Genomic DNA, 24364 nt, shown 5'->3' with positions numbered 1-24364 from the left:
CCAATTAACAATCAGACATAAAAAAACGGTGGGCTAAAGCCCACCCTACCATTTAAAAATCCGCTTTCTATGACTTATTTTTTCATTTTTGTTTTGCAAGCTCTTTTGCCAATTTCGCTTTTACTCGGTGCATCTTGGGCAATTAAAAAAGGCAATATTTCGCCTAAAACGCTTATTTGGTTAAGCCTTATTGGCTTGGCTTTGGGTGTTGTCCTACGACTAAATATTCCTAATGGACAAACCACCAATCTTATTCTAACCATCGGCTTTTTAATTATCTTTTTACTTTTTGCAATCAGCCAATGGAGCAAATCATCAAACCTTGCCGCATTCTGGCAATTTGCATTAATGCTTATCGCGGGAGCAACTTGGGCGAAAGATCCAAACATCACCGCACTCACCAACACAGATGTCATCAACACTGATTTTATTTTAAATATAAGTGCGGTCATTTTTGGCGTAATTTTTAGTTTAGCCTCAAGTGCATGGCTCTATTTCTTACTTAAACAGCAACAAAAAACACAAGGAAAATCTACCGCACTTTTAGCACTCAGCTTTTTACTTTTTATCGCGTTAATTCTTCCGATTGTAGCAGAACTACTGCTTACCCTAATGAAATTACAACTCATTGAACTCACCAAAGTGCGGTTAAGTTTTGTGGCAAAATCAGGGGAAATCACCGCTTGGCTCAATATCATTTGTGTTGTGTTAATGCTCGCTGTTTTGTGTATTTTTACCATTCAAACACATTCAAAACGTTTAAGAGAAGCTAAAGCCGAAAAAGATCTGATTGAAAAACGCAAAAAATTAGCCTTCGTACAAACATCAAAACGCACCATTTACTGGGGCATATTGGGTATTTTATTTGTTGCTGCAAGCCAACTTTATTGGGAAAAAGTTGCCTCTCAACCACCACAGCTTTCTGAAGCAGTTCCAGTACAACTTAATGACAAAAATGAAGTGCATTTAGCTCTAGAGCCACTTAAAGACGGTAAACTTCACCGCTTTGTTTGGATTGCTGATGATGGCAAAGCCGTACGCTTTTTCATTATCAATCGCCAACCGAATAAAGTCAGTATGGCGGCAGTATTCGATGCTTGCCTACTCTGCGGCGATCAAGGCTATGTCATGCAAGGCAATCAAGTAGTCTGTGTTGGTTGTGGCGTGCATCTCTTTATTCCATCTATCGGTAAACCGGGCGGTTGCAACCCTGTACCGATTGAAAATTGGCAACAAACTGACAATGAAATCGTGATTTCTCGTAAAAGCCTTGAAGATGGCTTAAATCTATTCAGTACGATTGTGGAAATTGAAGTGCAAGATCCGATTAGTGGCGCCAAACTCAAAAACACTAAAACTGAATATAAATATAGCCACGAAGGGCATACTTATTTCTTTGAGAACGAAAAAAATCTCGATTTATTCCGCGATAATCCCGATAACTATCTCGGTATTAACAAAAACGAAAATCCAAAAGGGGAATAACAATGCTTGCTCGAATGTTATTTCAATCTTGGCGATTTGGTATCAAACGTAAATTGCTCGCCATTATCACTATTTTCTTAGCCGCTGGCTTAGTCTCCGCGCTGCTTGCCGTTTCCATTGATATTGGTGACAAAATGGCAAAAGAGCTGAAATCTTACGGTGCCAATATTTTGGTGGAGCCAGCCAGCAATGCAGCATTGCCTGATGAACTCAGTCATAGTGCTTCATTATCTAGCCAAGATTTTTTAGATGAAAAAGAGCTTCCCAATATCAAAGATATTTTCTGGCGAAATAATATCGTGGGTTTTGCCCCATTGCTTTCAGCAAATGTACAGGTGACAAAATCTTCACAAAATTCCACCGCACTTTCAGCGCCGAAAACGATTAATGTGCTTGGTACCTTCTTTGATCATAATATTGCCGTGCCTGATGAAGAAGATTACCACACAGGACAACGAATCATTAGCCCTTACTGGAAAGTAGAAGGGGAATGGGTTGATGATTTAAACAATGACTTTGGAGAAATCGCCCCTGCTCTTGCTGGCGAACAACTTGCCAAAAGTAATGGTTGGAAAATTGGCGATAAACTTAGCTTAAGCTACACAAACGATAACGGCGAAAGCCAACAAAGTGCGGTAGAAATTAAAGGCATTTTAAGTACGGGGGGAACAGAAGATAATCAGCTTGTGATGCCCCTCAGTGCGGTGCAAAATTTGCTAGGTTTAGAAGGCAAAGTGCAATCCGTCCGCGTATCTGCCCTCACTGTGCCAGAAAACGATCTTTCCCGTAAAGCGCGCGCCAATACGGATGCCTTAGATGCGGAAGCCTATGACCGTTGGTATTGCACCGCTTATGTTTCTTCAATTTCTCATCAATTAGAAGAAGCAATTTCTGGCGCAATGGTTCGCCCAATTTGGCAAGTTGCAGCTTCTGAAGGTGTAGTGATTGGTAAAATCCAACTCTTACTAGCGGTCGTTACCTTCGCGGCATTAATCGCCGCAGCAATGGGTATTGCTTCCTTAATGAGTGCAGGAATTATAGAACGCTCAAAAGAAATTGGCTTAATGAAAGCACTAGGCGCTTATCAATGGCAAATTACCTTACTGTTCTACTGCGAAGCGGTGTTAAGTGCATTAGTAGGCGGAATATTTGGCTGTTTAGCCGGATGGGGATTAGCCAAATTTATCGGTGCTGCACTATTTGGTGCACCTCTTGATTTTGCTTGGATCGTCGTACCTTGTGTTCTCGTACTCTCCATTCTTATTGCTGTAATTGGCACTTGGTTCCCTGCGCATAAAATCGCTAAACTTTACCCTGTCGAGGTGCTTTATGGCAGAGCATAAAAGCGCGAATACTCAAAGCATGTTCTGGCGATTAATTTTCCGCGCATTGCGACTACGCCTCCAACGAGTATTGATTATTTTCACTGCACTTACTGTGGGCGCAAGTATTGTCACTGCAATGGCTGCCGTTTACTTCGACATCAATACCAAAATGAGCCAAGAACTGCGTACTTTCGGAGCAAATTTCTACATTGGTTCAGCCGATGGCGGAATGATGAATCAAGCAGAATTAAACGCAATTTTGCAAAAAGCACCAGATGGTTTTATCACGGCTGCCAGTCCTTACCTTTATGGCGTCACACGCAGTGATTTAGAAAAAATTGTTCTGATGGGCGTAAATTTTGATGCCATGCGCATCCTCGCCCCTTACTGGCAAGTTACGGGATCCGAAATCAACGTAAACTTTGACGACCGCAATGCAATGATTGGGAAAACCCTTGCTGAACGATTACATGTTAAAGTGGGAGATAGCCTACAACTGTCTAAAAATGCCGTAGAAAAACATAGTTTTAACATTAAAGGAATTGTAGAAGCTGGTGATGCAACTGACAATATGCTTATTGTGAATGTTGAATTTGCACAAAATTGGTTAGATAAAGAAGGCGTAGTCAACAACGCATTACTCAATGTGCAAAATGAGCAAGGCGCTAATACAGTGGATCAATTTGCCGAAAAAATCATGCAACAATATCCCGATTTAACCGCTCGCCCGATCCGTAAAGTTTCCGCCTCAGAAGGACAAATTTTAGAAAAAATTAAAGGCTTAATGGGCTTAATTTCCCTTGTGATTTTGGTGCTTGCAACCTTATGTGTGAACACTACATTAATTGCAATTGTCGGTGAACGATCCAAAGAATTTGCCTTACAAAAATCACTAGGTGCAAAAAAATTTGACATCATTCGCCAAATCAGCACCGAAATTTTAATTATCGCGTTTTGTGCGATTATTATCGGGCTTGGCTTGGGGTATTTATTAGCTCAAGTATTAGGAATAACCGTGTTCAAATCTTATATTGATATGCGATTACCAGTGTTACCAATTACGGTTGTACTTTCGTTATTAGTGGCATTTGTAGCTGTTATTATTCCAACACGTCGAGCATTGAGTATTAATGTTGCGAATGTGTTGAAGGGTGAGTAAAACTGAAACGCCTATAAATTAGATAATAAAAGAGAAAAACCATGACCAACTTTGTAATAGAAACCCAACATTTATATAAACGCTTCGGGCAAGTTACCGCTCTGGAAGACATTAATATTCAAATTAAACAAGGGGAATTTGTGGCGATTATGGGGGCTTCAGGCTCTGGAAAAACCACACTGATGAATATTTTAACAGGCTTAGATACCGCTAGTGAAGGTAAAGTCATTTTAGATGGCGTGGATGCCGCTCAATTAGATGAAGTCGGTCGACAACGTTTCCGCGCTGAAAAAATCGGCTTGGTATTTCAACAATTCCATTTAATCCCTTATTTGACCGCACTTGAAAACGTTATGCTGGCACAACATTATCACAGCGTGATTGATGAAGCATCCGCCAAAGCGGTATTGGAACAAGTAGGCTTAGGCCATCGCATTGATCACCGACCAAGCCAACTTTCAGGCGGCGAGCAACAACGTGTTTGCATTGCGCGTGCGTTAGTTAATCAACCGCCCGTTATCTTTGCTGATGAACCAACAGGAAATTTAGATGAACAAAACGAATCTTTAGTGCTAGATTTGCTCACAAAACTAAATCAACAAGGGCGCACCATTGTGATGGTGACACATAATCCAGAGTTAGGTGAACTCACCGATCGTGTTATTTATTTACATCACGGAAAATTTGTAAAGGAAGAAAATCATGCGAACAAATAAACTATTGAAATTAGTTGCCATAAGTGCGGTTATTTTTGGTGCTGTTTCTTGTAAAGATGAAGTTGCCTCAGTAGGGCAAAAAGCGCCTGATATTGCCGCCTATGATCTTCAAGGCAATCCTGCAAACCTTGAGAATTGGAAAGGCACACGATTATTAGTTTTTTGGTCAGAAACCTGTGGACATTGTATTGCAGAGTTAAAAGAATTTGAAAAACTCGTAGAAGACAATCCTGGCAAAGTTTCGCTCATTGCAATTAATGTGGATGGCGATAAAATGGACACCAAAGCCGTAGTGGCTAAACGTGAACTCCACTTGCCTGTAATTAAAGATCAAATGAAAATTACCGCAGAGCGTTATCAGCTTATGGGTACGCCCACTTCATTTATTATTAGCCCTGAAGGAAACATTCAAGCTAAATATGAAGGCGCAATTCCATCTAATGATTTAGATAAATTGTTTAAAGGATAAACAATGAAAAAAACTAACCCAATAATTCTGATTATGATTTTCGGCCTTAGCTTAACTAAAGTGGCCTTTGCTGATACTAATCTTGCCCAAGGCGAAAAACTCTACAAACGAAGCTGCACTACATGCCATGGAAAATCTGGTGAGAAATCTGCTATGGGAGAATCAAGAATTATCAATAACCTGACTCCTCAAGAAATTTATACCGCACTTTCTGAGCGAAAAAGTGGAAAAATTGAAGGAGCGGGCAATAGGATAAAAAGCCAATTAAGTGAAGAGGATATAAAAAACTTATCTGAACTTGTTCCTACATTAAAAAAATAAAGAAAATGCGATTAATTTTTTGAAATTAATCGCATTTAAATTTTATTCTGTGTATGCCTTAATATTAGTACGAATTAAAAAATAAATTATCAAACTGATGAAAGCACAAACTAAAATCACCACAGCTGTTGCATAGAAAATATTACCAATACCGACTAATGGTGAAACAACGCCCCCTAGAAAAAAGGGAGTAAAACCAAGTAATGCAGAAGCACTTCCGGCATATTGACGTTCACTTTCCATTGCCAATGAAGAAATTGCAGGAAAGGTAAGCCCCATCATCAATAGCATAAGAAAGAAGCCAATTTCAACTAAAAACCAGTTAGGTTGAATAATAAGTGTCGAAATGGTGTAAAGAACGACAATCCCAAAACCTAATACCCCAAAAGAAAGTGCAGTACGATTTGACAACTTACCACCTATATTTGCTCCCATAACTAATGCAGCACCATTTGCTCCAAAACATAAGCTAAAGGTAAACACACTTAATCCGTAAAAACTTTGCAAAATAAAAGGTGAAGCGGCAATATACGCAAACATGGCAGCAAGCAAAAAGCTTTCAATACCAACATAACTCATAAACATTCTATTTTTTATAATCTTGCCAAATGTAAAGAATGTGGAAAGTACAGAACCTTTCAAACGTTTTTCAATAATTAGGCTTTCTTTTAAACGAAGACAAAATAGTAATACAACAATACCAATAATTGCTAAAAAGAAAAATACGCCTTTCCAACCAATATATTCTAATAATAAGCTGCCTAAAATAGGTGAAATGATCGGTGCGATACCATTAATCGTCATTAATAGCCCAAAAAAACGTGTCATTTCACGACCACGATATAAGTCCGTCGCTATCGCACGAGAAATTACTACACTTCCAGCAGAGGAAAGCCCTTGTACCGCTCTTAATACAATCATCGTTTCAATATTCGGTGAGAAAATCAGTAAAATCGTACTGATGATATAAATTAAAAGTGAAATAATCAGCGGTATTTTGCGTCCAAATTTATCACTCATCGGGCCAAGTAATAGCTGCCCAACGGCTAAACCGATCATTGCCGTTGTGAGCGTTAATTGCGTCATGGAAGCCGTTGTATCAAAAAATTGTGCAAGCTGTGGCAATGATGGCAAATAAAGATCGACAACAAATGGTCCAAAGGCAGAAAGTACACCAAGTAAAATCACTAAAAAGGCTTTTGAATTTGTTTTTTGCATTTATATATCCTAAATAAAGATTATTTATACCGTTTTTTCACCGCACTTTTATCTTGCTCACGTAATCGTTCTAATTTTTCCTTAATCTGAATTTCCATACCTCTATTCGTCGGAAAATAATATTGAGTGTCTTTTAATTCAGGCGGGAAATAATTTTCACCTGCTGCATAAGCATTAGGTTCATCGTGGGCATAACGATATTCAGCACCGTAGCCAAGTTCTTTCATTAAATTAGTTGGTGCATTACGTAAATGTGGTGGAACATCATAATCGGGTAAATCTTTCGCTTGCTGTTTGGCGGTGTTAAATGCGGTATAAACCGCATTACTTTTTGGCGCAACTGCAAGATAGATAATGGCTTGGGCAATGGCTCTCTCTCCTTCATAAGCCCCCACGCAAGTAAAGCAATCCCATGCAGCCAATGCCACTTGCATAGCGCGAGGATCCGCATTTCCCACATCTTCTGAAGCAATAGCAAGTAATCGGCGCGCAACATATAAAGGATCACCACCTGCCGTTAAAATTCGTGCATACCAATACAATGCCGCATCTGGTGCAGAACCTCGAACAGATTTATGTAGAGCAGAAATTAAATCATAGAAACGATCACCTTGTTTATCAAATCTTGCTTGACGTTCGCCTAAGACTTCTTTTAATAAAGTGCGGTCAATTTTCTTTCCATTTTCCGTTTCATCCGCCATATCCACCATTAATTCGAGGCAATTCAAAGCTAATCGTGCATCCCCACTAACATATTCAGCAAGTACTTGCAGTAAATTCTCTTCTAAAATTAAGCGCTCTTTACCCAATCCACGTTCAGGATCTTCTACAGCTTGCTGCAAAACTTGTTCAATTTCAGCCGTTGTAAGTGATTTCATCACATACACTCGTGCACGAGAAAGCAACGCATTATTTAGCTCAAAAGAGGGATTTTCTGTTGTCGCCCCAATGAAAATAACGGTTCCATTTTCAATGTGCGGTAAAAATGCATCTTGCTGGCTTTTATTAAAACGATGGACTTCATCCACAAACAAGATAGTTTTACGATCTGCAAGACGATTTTGTTTTGCACGATCAATGGCTTCACGAATTTCTTTGATACCACTCGTCACCGCAGAAATTCGCTCAACTTCAGCATTAATACGTTGCGCAATAATTTCTGCGAGCGTTGTTTTTCCTGTACCTGGTGGCCCCCAGAAAATCATAGAATGAATATGCCCAGCTTGAATAGCTTTACGCAGCGGCTTACCTTCACCAATAAGATGAGTTTGCCCAAAATACTGCTCTAGACTCGTTGGGCGCATCTTGGCTGCCAGTGGACGAAAATCATTTTCGGCAAAATCAAAGTTGAGGTTCGACATGTTTATTTCTCACAAAATTGAAGGGCGTATTTCTACGCCCTTATTTCAAATAATCATTTGTTATTTTTTACGTTGGTCATCCACTTCAACACCTTTTTCTGGCTTGAATTGGAACAAGCTGTCAGACAACGTCTGATTCGTAATATTACGTAAAACATAAAGATTGGTTTGCCCATCTTTCTCGGTCGTACTGAAATTTCTTAATACGCCATTAGCATCAACGCGAATATCAAATTGCTTGATATTACTTTTTGAAGATTTAGGTTTCAATACGAAAGTATCCACTTGTTGCATAACCGAATATTGATCCCAATGGCTTTTATCGTTACTTGTAAGCAATACGAATGGTGTGTTATTCACCGCATCTTTCACCCATTGCGCGGTCACTTGTTGCACAAATGGATCGTAGAACCACAAGGTTTTACCATCAGAAATAATCTGGGTTTCTTGAGGAGTTTTAGTATCCATACGGAATAAATTCGGGCGTTTAATTTGAAGTTTTCCACTTCCTTGTTGAACATTTTTGCCACTTCCTGAGGTCACTGTTTGCACAAATTCAGCGCTTAACACATCGACTTTAGCTAAACGCATTTGCAATTCACTTGCCGCATCAGCCAATGCCAAATTACTCAAACCAAGTAAGGCAAGTGCGGCAAATTTTAACGTTGTTTTTTTCATTTTACTTTCCTTTTAAATTAGTATTCTGGACGACGCGATAAAATCTCACGCTTACCATTTTGCATTGGGCTAACAATTCCTTGCTCTTCCATTTGATCCATAATACGCGCGGCTCGGTTAAAGCCTACGCTGAATTTACGTTGAATAGAAGATACTGAAGTTGTACCGGTATTAATAACAAAATCCATTACTTCATCAAAAAGTGGATCTAATTCTCCACCGCTTGATATTCCTTTTTCCGCACTTTCCTCATCGTCTGCGCTTTCTAAAATGCCATCAATATAGTCAGGTTTACCACGTGCTCGCCAATCATCCGCAATACGAATAACTTCATCATCACTCATAAAGGCACCATGAACACGCACCAAATCCGATGAACCTTGCCCAGAATAAAGCATATCACCACGACCTAAAAGCGCCTCTGCCCCACCTTGATCAAGAATAGTTCGTGAGTCAATTTTACTTGCAACCGTAAAGGCAATACGACTTGGGATATTCGCTTTAATTAAACCGGTAATTACATCTACAGAAGGACGTTGCGTCGCTAAAATTAAATGGATACCGATAGCTCGCGCTTTTTGTGCTAAGCGAGCAATAAGTTCCTCAATTTGCTTACCCGCTACCATCATTAAATCAGCAAACTCATCGACAATAACCACAATATAACTCAACTTTTTCAATGCAGGTGGCATCGTATCCATTGTATCGCCAGGTCGCCAAATTGGATTTGGCACTGGCATTCCCATTGCTTCATATTCATCAATTTTTTCGTTAAAGCCTTCAATATTGCGTACACGGAGAGCAGAAAGCAGCTGATAACGGCGTTCCATTTCATCTACACACCAGCGCAACGCATTAGCGGCTTTTTTCATATCTGTTACAACAGGCGTCAACAAGTGCGGAATATCATTATAAACAGAAAGTTCGACGACTTTTGGATCGATCATGATGAATTTCACATCTTCTGGTTGAACACGATAAAGTAAACTTAAGATCATCGTATTCACGCCAACAGACTTACCTGATCCTGTTGAACCTGCTACCAACAAATGTGGCATTTTCGCTAAATCAACAATCACAGCCTTTCCGCTAATATCTTTACCTAAAGCCATTGGCAAAGTGGCATGAGTATCACGGAATTCGCTACTATCTAACACATCACGTAATGGCACCATTTGACGATGAAGATTAGGTGTTTCAATACCGATATAAGGCTTGCCAGGAATAGCCTCAGCCACACGAATCGAGCGGAACATTAATGCACGCGCCAAATCGGTATCAATACTCGTGACTTTTGACGCTTTCACCCCAGGTTGTAATTCTAATTCATAACGCGTCACAACAGGGCCAACAAGCACATCTTTTACAGTCGCTTTCACATTAAAATTACGTAATTGTTGCTCAATACGTTGAGATGTTTCCAAAACTTCTTCTTGCGTAATATTTTGTTCCACTGCTGGATGTTTTGACAATAACTCTAAACTTGGCAATGGCGTGCTAGGCTTTTCACGTTTAGTTGTCGGCTGTTGGAATGCTGGATGAATTAGTGAACCACTATAACCTTGATAATGAGGTGTATTCTCTGTGGTTTTAACTTGTTCTTCAGTCACTTCATTCTGTAAAGAAACCATCATTTCTGAATTATTATCCGCTAAACGAACTTGTTCATCAGCTTGAGCAAAACGTACTGCTTCACGAGCTGCAAATTCTTCAGCAAGATGTGAAAAATTATTTTCTTCATCATTCTGATGCGCTAAACCTTCACGCAAGGAAACCGTTGGGATTTCATCATCTTGTAGTAAAGAAATTTCTGAAAAATTATCCGCACTTATTTCATGTTCTGATTTATTCAACTGTCCCTTTTCTTTTTTATTATTAATCCACACCGGGACAAAATCATTTTCATTCGGCATTTGATGATTTAATTCATTTGAAATATGAACACTAGGCAATTTTTCCATACCTAAATCAGAAATAAATTGTTCATCAATATTTTGTGAATTAAGTTCGTTATAATCTGTTTGAATAGCGATATTCTGTGTTAATCCACTAATATTTATCATTTGCTCATTAGATAACTTTTCGTTTTCTCCAAGCTCACGATCATTCTTATCTTCCACAAGTTTTGGATTATGTTCATTTTGTTCCGCAACTTCTGGCAATATCATATTTTGAATAAAATCTGGTTTCTGAATCAAAATTTGCTCTAATTCCTCTCCCGATTCATCTTGTTTAACATCTTCAGTTTGTTCATTTTTCATAGTAAGCCAATGATAAAACGTCACAAGCAATCGAATAAATGAGGCACCAGAACAAAAAATGAATCCAATGACAGCAAAGACCAACCCAATTAATATTGCACCTAATTTACCGAGTACAGGATAAATCCAATTCACTACAAGTGAACCACCAAGCACACCGCCACTCAAATAAAAAGAATTACTTGATAAAAGCAACATGCTCATCACACAAAGACCGATGATTAAAGTAAAAAAACCAAAACTACGTAAAATAATTCGCGTACATGAAAGCTGTTTAACCGCTTTAATTTTTAATAGATAAACTGGTACTAAAAACGTAGCAAAAGGAAAAATATGTGCAACATATCCGAAAAAGACAAAAAGGAGATCAATTACCCAAGCGCCGAATGCTCCAGCCTTGTTAATTGTTCCATCATGAGATGCAGCCGTTGCCCAAGAATTATCTAAAGGTGTATAACTAGACCAAGCAATAATTAAATAAAGTCCCAAAAGTGCGGTTAATGCTAATAATAATTCAGCTAAATACTGTCTTGGTGTAAAGCGTTCTGTAATTCGTTTAATCATATAGTTTATTATTTCAATACAAGATAATTAGTTTGTTTTACTTCTTCCATCACCACATAAGTGCGCGTATCATTTACACCCGGTAAGCGCAATAAAGTTGAACCAAGCAATTTACGATACTCTGCCATATCAGCAACTCGAGTTTTTAGAAGATAATCAAAATCACCCGACACTAAGTGGCATTCTTGAATTTCATCTAACTCTTGAATCGCCGCATTAAATTCTTCAAATACATCTGGCTTACCACGTACTAAAGTGATTTCAACAATTACAAGTAACGGCGCATCTAATAATTCTGGATTGAGTAGAGCTCGGTATCCCATAATGACACCTTGTTTTTCTAAACGTTTCACACGTTCTAAACAAGGCGTAGGTGAAAGCCCTACTTTTTTTGACAAATCAATATTAGAAATTTTACCGTTGCGTTGTAATTCATTAAGAATTTTTATATCAATCGCATCCAGCGCTTTATTCAGTTTTTTTTCCATTTTCTTATTTTTCTTTGAATAAAAAGTATGTTTATTTTAACAAATTTTGCTAATGTTTTCAGTACAACGGAATTAGATAATTCATTTCCATTGAGGCTATTAATTATCTCTAATGGAAGTATTTAGAAATTATCCAACACAGCTAACGCATCGGAAAGTTTCTTCACCGTAAAAACTTGCATATTTTCGACCGCACTTTTCGGCTTGTTCCCAAAAGGAACAATCGCGCGTTTAAAGCCATGCTTTGCCGCTTCACTAATACGTTCTTGTCCACTTGGCACAGGGCGAATTTCTCCCGCTAATCCAACTTCACCAAAAATCACTAAATCTTGTGGCAAGGGGCGATTACGGAAACTAGAAATTAATGCAAGCAACAAAGCCAAATCTGCACTTGTTTCACTGACTTTTACACCACCAACGACATTGACAAAGACATCTTGATCAGCCATTTGTAAGCCTCCATGTCGATGTAACACCGCCAATAATAGTGCTAAGCGATTTTGCTCTAATCCCACCGCAACACGGCGAGGATTTGCTAGCATTGAATGATCCACTAAAGCTTGAATTTCCACTAAAAGAGGACGAGTGCCTTCCCAAAGTACCATAACGGAACTACCCGATGTAATCTCATCCCCGCGACTTAAAAAGATCGCCGATGGATTTTTTACTTCTCGCAAACCTTGCTCGGTCATACCAAATACGCCTAATTCATTCACCGCACCAAAACGGTTTTTATGACTACGTAAAGTGCGATAGCGAGAATCGGCTTCGCCTTCTAATAGTAATGAACAGTCAATCGCATGCTCTAACACTTTCGGCCCTGCGAGCGTACCGTCTTTCGTTACATGCCCCACCATAATAATGGCAACTTGTCGGGTTTTCGCATAACGAGTGAGGAAAGAAGCACATTCACGCACTTGTGCCACACTACCTGGCGATGATTGAATATCCGCCAGATGCATTACTTGGATCGAGTCTACCACTATAATTTGCGGTTTTAACTGATCCGCCAAATTACAAATCTGTTCCACAGAGGTTTCTGACAACATTTTTAATTGATCGTTTGGTAACCCCAATCGACTTGCACGCATCGCAACCTGTTGTAACGACTCCTCTCCCGTCACATAAAGTGCGGTCATGTTTTTCGCTAAACCACACATGACTTGTAATAACAAGGTGCTTTTCCCTGCACCAGGATGTCCACCAATTAAAATCGCACTTCCCGGTACAATCCCGCCACCCAGTACGCGATCTAATTCATTAAAGCCACTGGAAAAACGTGGTGTTTCTTGCAAACTAATTTCAGAGAGCGTTTGAATTTTTGCCTGAGTTTCCCCCGCGTAGCCACTAAAACGATCATTTTTTGATTTTGCCGTGGAAATTAACCGCACTTCGGTGATTGTATTCCACGCTTTACAAGCCGAGCATTGCCCTTGCCAACGAGAAAACTCTGCACCACAATCGTTACATACATAAGCTGTTTTCGGGGCTTTAGCCATTTTTCATCCTTCTCATTCTTTAACCGAGTATTCATATACCTACGGCTAAATATCGTTATATTATTCAGGGCAAGCTGACATAATACCTAGAAGTATAGCTTACCCATTTGCACGGTTGATTCGTATTATGCCGAGAATCTCATTAATTTGATCATTCGCTCAAAATAAACTCGACTTTTCAAAAGTGCAGTCAATTTTTCAATAGTTTTTTCATTGTCTTTCGTTTCACTATGAAAACGAATCAAATCGCGAATTTCAGCAAAAATTTTCTGATTGCTTTCTAACAAAGCTGGTAATAGCGCTTCTTTTTGTTTCTCTATTGCCACCACTTCTAGGATTTTTCCATTTTCATCATAATAATGATAAAGATTAAAAAATGCCCCAACTCGCTCCACTGTTTTCATAAAATCTTGGCTAAAAAGTGCGGGAGAAAAGGATAAGGTTTCTTCCAAAAGTTTCTGTTCCATTTTCAACACGGAATTAAATTTTGCACAAAAATCTACCGCACTTTCTTCTCGTTCTTCTTTTAAGAAATCACGCCATTTATTTAACCAATCTGTTAAAAATTGTTTTGAACTCAGCAAATAACCACGCTTTGCTTTACTTGCACTACTAAAATAAATATCTCTTTCGAACGGCAAAGTTTCCACAAAATCAAAAAGATCCTGCACATTGCCAGATTTCAATTCAAACTCAATTTCACAAATTGGTTGCTCAGATTCGCCTGCAATAATTTTACCTTGATCGAACGCCACTTCAATTTTGGATTGTTGAAATTCAACTAACCAAAAAGTGCGGTTAAAATCTGTGGAGAAAATAGGTTGTAGTGTAGAACTAGGTAATTGTTCAAAAGAATAAAGTTCTCTTAATTGGGCATTAGTTGGCGTTTCTTTTTCGGTTAATGGTAAATTATATTCTGGGCGACTATGCAATCCACCAACAACTTCACCGTTAGTTTTAAGCGTTAATGTAAGTTCCTGATCTTCCTGACGAATACGTAATCCCATCTTTTGTTTAGCAAGAAAATGATCAGGATAATCATAATAAGTATTGCTCAAAAACTGTTTTTTATGCGCTAAACAAGTAAAGTTTTTTAAATGTTCTTCTAATTCATTAAACGCTTGGTCAGATACCGCTAATTTAATTTCAATTTCATTACTCATAAAATTATGCTCCCTTTAACTTAAAACTGTTTAAATATACAGATAAAAATAGATAAATCAAGCATTTTATATTCCTTAAAATTAAACATCAAAAAATAGATATAAAGGGATATAATTTGACTTAATTTTAAATAACCAATTAATAAAAGATCTCTATGAAAAAATTGTTTCTATTTTCTATGCTTCTAACCATCACATTGCCTATAAATGCTGGCGTTCGTTGTTCAGATTTTAATACACAAGAAGAAGCACAACGCTATTATGAAAACCACCATGCTTATCATTTGGATCGAGATCGCGATGGTGAAGCCTGTGAATGCTTGCCTGGCGGTAGTAAATACGGCTCATCGCGTTGTAAGAAATATTAATGATACATTGAAAAGATGAAAAATTCGGCTTTTCCTTTTCAGTGAAGGAATCGCCCCCTAAAATACATTTAATTATTAATAAAAATCGGGTAATATGCGCACGAATTTTTAACCCCTTATGGAGTAAATCACTTATGGCAATGAATAATATTCTCGGATTATTTGCCCATTCGCCTTTAAAACCATTACAAAAGCATTCGGAAAAAGTCACTGAATGTTGCGATCTTTTAATTCCTTTTTTTGAAACCACCTTCTCAAAGGATTGGGAAAAAGCGGAAGAAAAACGCTTAGAAATCTCTCAGTGTGAACGTGAAGCGGATAGCTTGAAACGTGAGATTCGTTTGAAATTGCCACGTGGTTTATTCTTACCTATTGATCGTACTGATCTCTTAGAATTAGTCACGCAACAAGATAAATTAGCAAATTTTGCTAAAGATATTGCAGGCCGTATGATTGGCCGTCAATTTGGTATACCTGAAGAAATGCAGGAAGAATTCTTACATTACGTAAAACGTAGTTTAGACGCGATTCACCAAGCACATCGAGTAATCGAAGAAATGGATCAACTTTTAGAAACCGGTTTTAAAGGCCGTGAACTAAAATTAGTTAACGATATGATTCAAGAACTCGATGCCATTGAAGACGATACCGACCAAATGCAGATCAAATTGCGTAAAATGCTTTACACCATCGAAAGCCGTTATAACCCAATTGATGTGATGTTCTTATATAAAATTATTGAATGGGTTGGCGTGCTAGCTGACCAAGCACAACGTGTTGGCTCACGCATCGAATTAATGCTGGCGCGTTCATAATCAACAAAACATAGGAAATTAACTATGGAAGTTATTAGTCAATATGGTTCATGGTTGGTGTGGATTACAGCAGCCTTCGGCTTTTTTATGGCTTTCGGTATTGGAGCCAATGATGTTTCAAACTCAATGGGTACATCCGTAGGTTCCGGTACTGTAACAGCCAAACAAGCAATTATTATCGCGTTAATTTTTGAATCTGCTGGCGCATATCTAGCCGGTGGTGAAGTAACAGAAACCATTAAAAGTGGCGTAATCGATCCAATGCAATTTGTTGATACGCCCGATATTTTAGCACTGGGTATGCTTTCTGCTTTATTTGCATCTGGTGCTTGGTTATTTATCGCAACAAAAATGGGATGGCCGGTTTCAGGTACTCACACTATCATCGGTGCAATTATTGGATTTGCGTGCATTACGATTGGCCCTGGCGCAGTAGATTGGTCAAATATTGGTAGCATCGTTGGTAGCTGGTTCATCACGCCTGTCATTGCAGGTATTCTCGCCTATGCAATCTTTGCAAGTACGCAAAAGCTTATTTTTGATACCGAATATCCTCTGAAAAACGCACAAAAATATGGTCCTTATTACATGGGGATAACCGTATTTGTACTGTGTATCGTAACAATGACAAAAGGTTTAAAACATGTTGGTTTAAATCTTTCCAATAAAGAAACTTTGGTCATTTCACTTGTCATTAGCCTTGTAGGCATGCTGTTTTTCCACTTCTATTTTAAAAGCAAAACATTCACCCAATCTGCAAGCAAAGGGACTTTTGGTGCGGTAGAAAAAGTCTTCAGCATTTTAATGTTATTAACCGCCTGTGCGATGGCTTTCGCTCATGGTTCGAATGATGTAGCGAATGCAATTGGCCCACTTTCAGCGGTTGTATCTATCGTTGAACAAGGCGGTAAAATTGTTTCAGGTGGAGCCTTAACTTGGTGGATTTTACCACTAGGTGCATTAGGTATTGCTGTAGGCTTAATTACTATGGGGCAAAAAGTAATGGCGACTGTTGGATCTGGGATCACCGATTTAACGCCAAGCCGTGGCTTTGCTGCTCAATTTGCTACTGCGATGACTGTTGTAGTTGCATCAGGTACAGGCTTACCGATCTCAACAACACAAACACTTGTTGGGGCAATTTTAGGTATCGGTTTTGCTCGCGGTATCGCGGCACTCAATTTAACGGTTATCCGAAACATCATTAGTTCTTGGATAATCACGTTACCAGCCGGCGCATTCTTCGCAATTATTATCTTCTATTTATTGCGTGCGGTGTTTAATTAATTTATTGCAACAAAAAGTGCGGTTTATTTAGCCGCACTTTTGTTGTTTTTGTTTTTAAGGAGAAAGCATGAAAAAAATCTACAATACACTTTTATCTTGCGCTTTACTTGGTACAGGTATTGCAACTGCTCATGCAGAAACGCAATATGTTACTGAAAATCTCAGTACCTTCTTACGCCGTGGTGCTGGTGAACAATTTAAAATTGCAGGTTCAATTCAAGCTGGAGAAGCGGTGAATGTATTAGATCGCCAAGGCAAATACACACTCATTCGCGACAATAAAAATCGTGAAGCTTGGATTTTAAATTCAGACTTAAGCAACACGCCAAGTAGTAAAGAAGAAAATCCAAAATTAAAAGCTCAAGTTCAAGAATTAACTTTAAAACTTAGTCGTTTAGATGGCGATTGGCAACAACGTACTGTCGAAATGCAACGTCGAACCAAACAAGCTGAGCAACAAAGTGCAGATCTTTTAGAACAAAATTCACAATTGAAACGTGAACTTGAAATGACCAAAAATAAAAATCGTGATTTAGAAGCGATGCTTGATGCAGGTAAACGAGAAATTGCTATCCAATGGTTTATTTATGGCGGTTCAGTATTGGGCGTAGGCTTACTCTTCGGCTTACTTATTCCTTATGTTTTACCAAAACGTCGCCGTCGCGATGGCTGGGCATAATCACGAATGAAAGTTTATTTAGTTGGTGGGGCTGTTCGCGATCAATTATTGGGTTTACCGGTAAAAGATCGTGATTGGATTGTGGTAGATGCAACCCCCGCTACGCTACTCTCTCTCGGTTATCAACAAGTAGGCAAAGATTTTCCGGTTTTTCTCAATCCTAAAACAAAAGAAGAATATGCGCTTGCCCGAACAGAACGTAAATCTAGCGCAGGTTACACTGGCTTTATTTGTGATTTCTCCCCAACAATTACATTAGAACAAGATTTAATTCGACGAGATCTCACTATTAACGCCATGGCTCAAAGCGAAGACGGTGAAATTATCGATCCTTATGGAGGAAAACAAGATTTAGAAAATCGAATTTTGCGCCATATTTCTCCCGCTTTTTCAGAAGACCCTTTACGAGTATTACGCGTGGCACGCTTTGCTGCCCGTTATCATTCTCTCGGTTTCAAAATTGCATCGGAAACGATATCCCTAATGGCAGAACTTGCCCAATCAGGAGAATTACAACATCTCACGGCGGAACGAGTTTGGTTAGAAACAGAAAAAGCCTTAAACGAAAAAAATCCTGAAATTTATTTTGAAACCTTACATAAAACAGGCGCATTAAGAGTTTTATTTCCTGAAATCGATGCCCTTTATGGCGTGCCAAATCCAGTAAAACATCATCCAGAAGTGGATAGTTTTATTCATACCATGTTGGTATTAGAACAAGCGGTTAATTTGACTGAAAATAACCCTATCCTAAATAAAAGTGCGGTCCGTTTTGCCGCAATTTGTCATGATCTTGGCAAGGCTCTTACACCTCAAAATATTCTTCCTCATCATTATGGGCATGAACAAGCTGGCATAAAACCGACTAGATCATTGTGCAAACGCTTGAAAGTCCCAAGTTATTTTCAAGAACTTGCAGAACTGACTTGTGAATTTCATACGCATATTCACAAGGCCTTTGAGCTTCGAGCTGAAACCGTCATAACGCTGTTTAATCGTTTTGATGTGTGGAGAAAACCTCAACGCTTTCAAGAATTTCTACAAGTATGTCTAGCTGATACTCGAGGTAGAACAGGTTTTGAAAATAAAGACTATCCACAAATAGATTACGTCAATCAATTATTACAAGCGGCCAATGAAGTAGATGTCCAGCAAGTTATTGCAGATGGATTTGAGAAACAAGAAATCAGAAATGAATTGACGAAACGAAGAATCTTAGCGGTTAAACAAACAAAAGCAAATTACCCCAAAAATTAACAAATAAAAGTAACTTTACTCAATTCAACTAAATCCTTAAAATACGCGAGCTTATTAACTTGATGAATAATATGAAAACGTTTAAATTTCTCACCGCACTTTTTGTAACCAGCATACTTACAGCCTGTACGATGGATGCTGAACGCCCAGTTAACGTGCAATATATCGATAAAACCGACGCCACATGGCAACAGCATTTACAAAAGATTCAAAAAATTCAATCCTATCAAGCTAAAGGACAAATTGGTTATATCAGTCCTACAGAACGTTTTTCTAGCCGCTTTGAATGGCAATACCAAAATCCAAAATCTTATACGCTTAAACTCTATTCTTTAATCAGTAAATCTACTCTTTGGATTCAAATGCATCAAAGTGGAATGACAATTTCCGATAACAACGGCAATCAACAATCTGCAGCCAATGCTAAACTACTATTACAAGAGATCATTGGCATGGATGTGCCATTAGAGCATTTAGCTTATTGGTTAAAAGGTCAACCTGCAATAAATGCAGATTATCAAGTCGGTACCAACCATTTACTTGGCGCATTTACTTATCATGTGGATGGTTCTCAATGGACAGCAGATTATCTAACTTATCACTCAAATAATTCGATGCCTGAAAATATTCTACTAAAAAATGACAGCACGAAACAAACTCTAAAGATTCGCGTAGATGAGTGGATTTACTAATGAATACATTAATGAAATCACATCAATTTTCTACCGCACTTTCTCAAAATACAACGCAATCAAATGGGAAGCCATTGCGCTTCCCTAGCCCAGCCAAACTGAATTTATTTCTTTATATCAACGGAAAATTGCCGAACGGCTATCATGAATTACAAACACTTTTCCAATTTTTAGATTTCGGCGATTGGTTAGAAATGAGTATCCGTGAAGAAGATAATCGAATTGTTTTAACGCCAGAAATTCCAAATCTAAAAACAGAAGATAATCTAATTTATCGAGCTGCAAAACTTTTACAAGAAAAAGCCAATATTCAATTGGGTGCAAATATTCATTTAGATAAAATTCTTCCAATGGGAGGCGGTGTTGGTGGGGGGTCATCTAATGCAGCAAGCGCATTGGTCGCATTAAATTATTTATGGCAAGCCAATTTATCTATTGATGAACTGGCAAAATTAGGCTTAACACTAGGCGCTGATGTGCCAATATTTGTACATGGACACGCTGCTTTTGCTGAAGGTGTCGGGGAAAAAATCACTTATTGTGAACCTGCTGAAAAATGGTTTGTTGTATTAAAACCCGATGATTCAATATCGACGGCTGTCATATTTCAAGATCCAAATTTACCACGTAATACACCGAAAAAATCCCTAGAACAACTTTTGAGTGAACCTTATGTAAACGATTGCGAAAAAGTTGTGATAAATCATTATTCAAACGTTGAAAAAGCGCTAAACTGGTTGCTACAATATGCGCCGGCAAGATTAACAGGAACGGGAGCATGTGTTTTTGCTGAATTTGATCATGAAGCAGAAGCACAAGCGGTATTTAGACAAAAACCAGAAGAATTTTTTGGCTTTATCGCTAAAGGACTCAATGTTTCTCCCTTGCACGCAATGTTGAAGCAGCTATCACCAATTCATACTCATCGACAATCTAAACCTGAGGTTTTATAAAATGCCTGACATTAAACTCTTCGCGGGTAATGCAACACCAGAACTTGCAAAACACATTTCTGAACGTTTATATATTTCACTAGGCGATGCCACTGTTGGCCGTTTCAGTGATGGTGAAATCCAAGTTCAAATCAATGAAAATGTGCGTGGTGCAGATGTATTCATTATACAATCAACCTGTGCTCCAACCAATGATAACCTAATGGAATTAATTGTGATGGTAGATGCATTACGTCGTGCATCTGCAGGTCGTATCACGGCTGTTGTTCCCTACTTTGGTTATGCTCGTCAAGATCGTCGCGTACGATCAGCACGTGTACCTATTACCGCTAAAGTTGTGGCAGATTTACTTTCAACTGTTGGTATTGACCGCGTATTAACCTGCGACCTACACGCAGAACAAATCCAAGGCTTCTTTGATGTACCAGTAGACAATGTGTTTGGTTCTCCAGTTTTAATTCACGATATTTTGAAAAAATCTGATCTTGAAAATCCAATTGTTGTTTCTCCAGATATTGGTGGTGTTGTTCGCGCTCGTGCGGTAGCTAAATTATTAAACGATACTGATATGGCTATTATTGACAAGCGTCGTCCACGTGCAAACGTAGCACAAGTAATGCATATTATCGGTGATGTCGCAGGTCGTGATTGTATTCTTGTCGATGATATGATCGATACAGGCGGTACGCTTTGCAAAGCAGCTGAAGCATTAAAAGAACGTGGTGCAAAACGCGTATTTGCTTATGCGACTCATGCTGTATTCTCTGGTGCTGCTGCGAAAAATTTGGCTAGTGGCGCTATTGATGAAATCGTTGTAACAGATACAATCCCACTTTCTGAGGAAATTAAAGCATTAGGTCGCGTACGCGTACTTACTCTGTCTGCAATGCTTGCTGAAGCTATCCGTCGTATTAGTAATGAAGAGTCAATTTCAGCTATGTTTAATTAAATTAAAATGCTAGACAATGATCTTTAAGAATTATGGGAATTTCAACAATATTTGTGAAATTCCCACTTTCGTTGAGATGTACTTTATAATCTTGCAATTTCGTTTAACGAACCATCCTCTTTTAGAAATCCATAGAAAAATTCTACCGCACTTTTCACAGCTTCACTCATCGGAAAACCAAAAGAAACAAGATCGGGCTGGATACCAATAAAAATAACCTCAGGAATATCTTCCTCTAATTGCTCGATTAAAAAATTAAGTGGCAAATTATGCGTGCTGACGAAGAACATTTCGGCGATAAGTTCTTTGTCGATAATACGAATTTTGCCAACGGGCAATTCCATTTCTGTGGCATCAAAGATAATTAAACGCTTTGGTTTCATGGCACGGATCTGATGCACAAGATTTTCCGGTGCAGAACCACCATCAAGTGCGATCCAATTTGTCAACGGATTTTCACTACAAAGCTGAGCAAGATAGGGGCCAGCCCCATCATCGCCCATCATTGTGTTACCAACAGTTAGGATTACATTTTCATTCATCACGACGTTTCACCATAATATACATCACAGGTTCACGCTGGATGGAAGCAAGCGTGTCCATTAAAATATCGATCCATTTTTGATGTTCAGGCGAAAAATTGGCTCTATTTTCATATAGTGCCTTAGCCAATAAATTCACATGACTTGAATCAATCACTATTTCACCAAATTTCATTAAGCCCGCAAATTTACGTTTTGCATCGCCTTCAGGGAAGGTATCTACAAAACGTTGGTAATCTGCATAATCACAAATTAGCAATTTTTTAAAGCAGTCAATTACTCCAACGTGGTGACCAATCGCAAGGGAATAATACATTACTTGCTTGGCTTGCTCTGGAACTTGTTCATCGTTTTCAACAAAACGCTCATTGAGTAAATAGAAAAAAACTTGGGTTGTCATGGTACGTCCTATAAAACTTGTAAAGTAATTTCTTCGCTAATCAATACTGCCAAATCTCCCCTTACCCCTCTTTGCTAAAGAGGGGGATTTCTATTTAGCAATAAAGTGTCTTCTCTCTTATTTTAATTTTCTGTTGTTAATGCAGAAAACTAGATTGAGGTTGAGGCTCTTATTCCTCTCTTTGCTAAAGAGAAGATTCTTCTTTAGCGATAAAGTATCGTCTCTCTCATTTTAGTTTTCTGTTGTTAGTGCCGAAAACTAGATTGAAATTGACCGCTCCTATTCCCCTCTTTAGCAAAGAGGGGGAAGGGGAGATTTGGCAGAAATCAAAACGGAGCTATTAGTTTATTTAGCAATCGTTAGACTATCCCGAAAACGGCATACTAATTGCATGTAATCGGTTTACGATTTCACTCAAACGAGGATCCGCTTCACGTTCCAAAAATTCGCCAAGACGAACACCAAATGGAACCTGATCTTTTTCAGACATCATACTCATAAATTGATTAGCAATGTCTCCACCTTGTCGATAGCCCGCCAAACGACGCGCTTCACGTTCTAATTCCACACGTAAATCTAATGGAATATTTGGGAAACGTAATTTAGCCTCAGCATTAGGATCGGCAATTTCTTGTTTACCTTTGAGTTTTTGATCAAGTAAACCTAGTGCCATTGCAAAACCATAAATAGTCGCAGCTGGAGTTGGAGGACATCCAGGAATATACACATCAATTGGCACAATTTGATCGCTACCGCCCCACACGCAGTACAAGTCATGGAAAATACCGCCACCACAACCGCACGCTCCATAAGAAATACAGATTTTTGGATCGGGTGCAGCTTGATAAGCACGCATTGCAGGTGTACGCATTGCACGAGTTACCGCGCCAGTAAATAATAAAATATCCGCATGGCGAGGTGATGCAACAACCTTAATCCCGAAACGTTCAGCGTCAAAGGTTGGTGTAATGGTACTAAAAATTTCAATTTCACAACCATTACAACCACCACAGTCAACACGGTAAACATAAGCGGAACGTTGAATCTTTTTCAACAAAGTTTGTTTCATTTTCGCAATGTTTTCATCCACACTAAATGGCGTTGAAATACCATTCACGGGCATTGGGATTTGTGTGTTCATCTTGCAATCTCCCTAACGTGATCAAATAACGCCAATTTCACGCGCATATTGGATTCCATATCGGCGGTTTTTTCCAAACTGTTTTGGCGTTTACAGGTTGGGCAAGTGTTGAGCACCGCTAATTTATGTTTTACCAGTTCATCGTTATCCAACGTTTGTTTAAATAAATCCACGGCATAATTGAGTTCTTTATGAGAAACAAAAGGCTGACCACATTGATGACAAATCGTTGTAGTGAAGGTTGTTTCTTGGTAAAGATCCTGTTTATTGCTGACTGATAATTCAAAATCTTGGCTTAAACGAATGGCTTTTGTTGGGCAAACTTCTTCACAACGGCCACAGAAAATGCAGCGGCCTAAAAATAATGACCAAGTACGTTCGCCTGTTTCTGGATCGGTACGCATGGTAAGCGCATTAGCTGGACATGCCATTGTACAGGCTGCACAAACAATACATTGATCAGAGTTCAGTTCTGGTTTACCACGGAAATCAGGATCAACTTCGTAGGGTTTAAACGGATATTTAGTGGTAACATCCCCCGCATTTAATACGGTTTTAAGTAATTTAAACATTG

25 protein-coding genes are annotated in these 24364 nt (G+C 38.7%); 14 read left to right on the top strand and 11 right to left on the bottom strand.

Annotated elements, in window-relative coordinates:
* Window positions 1–69 precede the first annotated feature (69 nt).
* Genes KP710_RS00240 through KP710_RS00215 form a run of 6 tightly spaced genes read left to right on the top strand, consistent with a single transcriptional unit; the run spans window position 70 to window position 5475 of the window.
* Window positions 70–1485 (top strand): Fe-S-containing protein, encoded by a 1416-nt coding sequence (locus tag KP710_RS00240; RefSeq protein WP_048953616.1) that lies wholly within the window; start codon window positions 70–72, stop codon window positions 1483–1485.
* A gap of 2 nt (window positions 1486–1487) precedes the next feature.
* Window positions 1488–2828 (top strand): ABC transporter permease, encoded by a 1341-nt coding sequence (locus KP710_RS00235; protein WP_111407879.1) that lies wholly within the window; start codon window positions 1488–1490, stop codon window positions 2826–2828.
* Window positions 2815–3969 carry an ABC transporter permease gene (locus KP710_RS00230; protein WP_111407878.1) on the top strand — a complete coding sequence of 385 codons (1155 nt, stop codon included), beginning with the start codon at window positions 2815–2817 and terminating at the stop codon, window positions 3967–3969. The genes KP710_RS00235 and KP710_RS00230 overlap by 14 nt, the downstream gene beginning before the upstream one ends.
* Window positions 3970–4010: 41 nt before the next feature.
* A complete protein-coding gene (locus tag KP710_RS00225) occupies window positions 4011–4685 on the top strand; it encodes an ABC transporter ATP-binding protein (protein ID WP_005636775.1) in 675 nt (224 codons plus the stop codon).
* Window positions 4672–5154 (top strand): TlpA family protein disulfide reductase, encoded by a 483-nt coding sequence (locus KP710_RS00220; protein WP_111407877.1) that lies wholly within the window; start codon window positions 4672–4674, stop codon window positions 5152–5154. The genes KP710_RS00225 and KP710_RS00220 overlap by 14 nt, the downstream gene beginning before the upstream one ends.
* 33 nt (window positions 5155–5187) lie before the next feature.
* A complete protein-coding gene (locus tag KP710_RS00215) occupies window positions 5188–5475 on the top strand; it encodes a c-type cytochrome (protein WP_373454881.1) in 288 nt (95 codons plus the stop codon).
* Window positions 5476–5517: 42 nt separating this feature from the next.
* Here the strand turns inward: KP710_RS00215 and KP710_RS00210 are convergent, their stop codons facing one another.
* The 7 genes from KP710_RS00210 to KP710_RS00180 all read right to left on the bottom strand — a co-directional run bounded on the left by KP710_RS00210 (window position 5518) and on the right by KP710_RS00180 (window position 14707).
* Window positions 5518–6693: a multidrug effflux MFS transporter gene (locus KP710_RS00210; RefSeq protein ID WP_111407876.1), complete on the bottom strand. Its 1176-nt coding sequence runs from the start codon at window positions 6691–6693 to the stop codon at window positions 5518–5520.
* Between the two features lie 20 nt (window positions 6694–6713).
* Window positions 6714–8054 carry a replication-associated recombination protein A gene (locus KP710_RS00205; RefSeq protein ID WP_111407875.1) on the bottom strand — a complete coding sequence of 447 codons (1341 nt, stop codon included), beginning with the start codon at window positions 8052–8054 and terminating at the stop codon, window positions 6714–6716.
* A gap of 60 nt (window positions 8055–8114) precedes the next feature.
* The gene (lolA, locus tag KP710_RS00200) at window positions 8115–8732 is read right to left on the bottom strand and encodes an outer membrane lipoprotein periplasmic chaperone LolA (protein WP_005633722.1); all 618 of its coding nucleotides are present in this window, start codon (window positions 8730–8732) and stop codon (window positions 8115–8117) included.
* 17 nt (window positions 8733–8749) lie between these two features.
* Window positions 8750–11557 carry a DNA translocase FtsK gene (locus KP710_RS00195; RefSeq protein ID WP_048953600.1) on the bottom strand — a complete coding sequence of 936 codons (2808 nt, stop codon included), beginning with the start codon at window positions 11555–11557 and terminating at the stop codon, window positions 8750–8752.
* Between the two features lie 8 nt (window positions 11558–11565).
* Window positions 11566–12045 (bottom strand): leucine-responsive transcriptional regulator Lrp, encoded by a 480-nt coding sequence (gene lrp, locus KP710_RS00190; RefSeq protein ID WP_048953599.1) that lies wholly within the window; start codon window positions 12043–12045, stop codon window positions 11566–11568.
* A 122-nt stretch (window positions 12046–12167) separates the two neighbouring features.
* Window positions 12168–13544 carry a DNA repair protein RadA gene (gene radA / locus KP710_RS00185; protein WP_005644699.1) on the bottom strand — a complete coding sequence of 459 codons (1377 nt, stop codon included), beginning with the start codon at window positions 13542–13544 and terminating at the stop codon, window positions 12168–12170.
* 125 nt (window positions 13545–13669) lie between these two features.
* Window positions 13670–14707 (bottom strand): CYTH domain-containing protein, encoded by a 1038-nt coding sequence (locus KP710_RS00180; protein ID WP_111407874.1) that lies wholly within the window; start codon window positions 14705–14707, stop codon window positions 13670–13672.
* 155 nt (window positions 14708–14862) lie between these two features.
* On the opposite strand from KP710_RS00180, the gene KP710_RS00175 reads away from it, so the two are divergent.
* The 8 genes from KP710_RS00175 to KP710_RS00140 all read left to right on the top strand — a co-directional run bounded on the left by KP710_RS00175 (window position 14863) and on the right by KP710_RS00140 (window position 21707).
* Window positions 14863–15075 (top strand): excalibur calcium-binding domain-containing protein, encoded by a 213-nt coding sequence (locus KP710_RS00175; protein WP_111407873.1) that lies wholly within the window; start codon window positions 14863–14865, stop codon window positions 15073–15075.
* A 134-nt stretch (window positions 15076–15209) separates the two neighbouring features.
* The gene (locus KP710_RS00170) at window positions 15210–15890 is read left to right on the top strand and encodes a TIGR00153 family protein (protein ID WP_111407872.1); all 681 of its coding nucleotides are present in this window, start codon (window positions 15210–15212) and stop codon (window positions 15888–15890) included.
* Between the two features lie 24 nt (window positions 15891–15914).
* Entirely contained in the window at window positions 15915–17177 is a 1263-nt protein-coding gene (locus KP710_RS00165) for an inorganic phosphate transporter (protein WP_111407871.1), read from the top strand.
* 67 nt (window positions 17178–17244) lie between these two features.
* Window positions 17245–17856 carry a TIGR04211 family SH3 domain-containing protein gene (locus tag KP710_RS00160; RefSeq protein WP_005641802.1) on the top strand — a complete coding sequence of 204 codons (612 nt, stop codon included), beginning with the start codon at window positions 17245–17247 and terminating at the stop codon, window positions 17854–17856.
* Window positions 17857–17862: 6 nt separating this feature from the next.
* Window positions 17863–19113 (top strand): multifunctional CCA addition/repair protein, encoded by a 1251-nt coding sequence (locus tag KP710_RS00155; RefSeq protein ID WP_048953589.1) that lies wholly within the window; start codon window positions 17863–17865, stop codon window positions 19111–19113.
* A 71-nt stretch (window positions 19114–19184) separates the two neighbouring features.
* On the top strand, window positions 19185–19805 hold the full coding sequence (gene lolB, locus KP710_RS00150) for a lipoprotein insertase outer membrane protein LolB (protein ID WP_032825167.1): 621 nt from the start codon (window positions 19185–19187) through the stop codon (window positions 19803–19805).
* An 11-nt stretch (window positions 19806–19816) separates the two neighbouring features.
* A complete protein-coding gene (gene ispE / locus KP710_RS00145) occupies window positions 19817–20758 on the top strand; it encodes a 4-(cytidine 5'-diphospho)-2-C-methyl-D-erythritol kinase (protein ID WP_048953688.1) in 942 nt (313 codons plus the stop codon).
* 1 nt (window position 20759) lies between these two features.
* Entirely contained in the window at window positions 20760–21707 is a 948-nt protein-coding gene (locus KP710_RS00140) for a ribose-phosphate pyrophosphokinase (protein ID WP_048953587.1), read from the top strand.
* Window positions 21708–21790: 83 nt separating this feature from the next.
* Here KP710_RS00140 and hycI read toward each other — a convergent pair whose 3' ends face one another.
* From hycI to KP710_RS00120, 4 genes are all read right to left on the bottom strand, one after another.
* Entirely contained in the window at window positions 21791–22249 is a 459-nt protein-coding gene (gene hycI, locus KP710_RS00135; protein ID WP_048953585.1) for a hydrogenase maturation peptidase HycI, read from the bottom strand.
* Window positions 22242–22649, bottom strand: coding sequence for a formate hydrogenlyase maturation HycH family protein (locus tag KP710_RS00130; protein WP_048953583.1), 408 nt, complete (start codon window positions 22647–22649; stop codon window positions 22242–22244). Before KP710_RS00130 ends, hycI begins: the two co-directional genes overlap by 8 nt.
* 364 nt (window positions 22650–23013) lie before the next feature.
* Complete coding sequence (locus tag KP710_RS00125; RefSeq protein ID WP_065246297.1) at window positions 23014–23790, bottom strand: NADH-quinone oxidoreductase subunit B family protein; 777 nt, start codon at window positions 23788–23790, stop codon at window positions 23014–23016.
* Window positions 23787–24362, bottom strand: a complete 576-nt coding sequence (locus tag KP710_RS00120) for a formate hydrogenlyase complex iron-sulfur subunit (RefSeq protein ID WP_005626087.1) — start codon at window positions 24360–24362, stop codon at window positions 23787–23789. Before KP710_RS00120 ends, KP710_RS00125 begins: the two co-directional genes overlap by 4 nt.
* Window positions 24363–24364 lie beyond the last annotated feature (2 nt).

The sequence above is a fragment of the Haemophilus sp. SZY H35 genome, assembly GCF_018829705.1.
Classification (GTDB): domain Bacteria; phylum Pseudomonadota; class Gammaproteobacteria; order Enterobacterales; family Pasteurellaceae; genus Haemophilus; species Haemophilus haemolyticus_K.
This window is presented reverse-complemented; position numbering and strand designations above follow the sequence as displayed.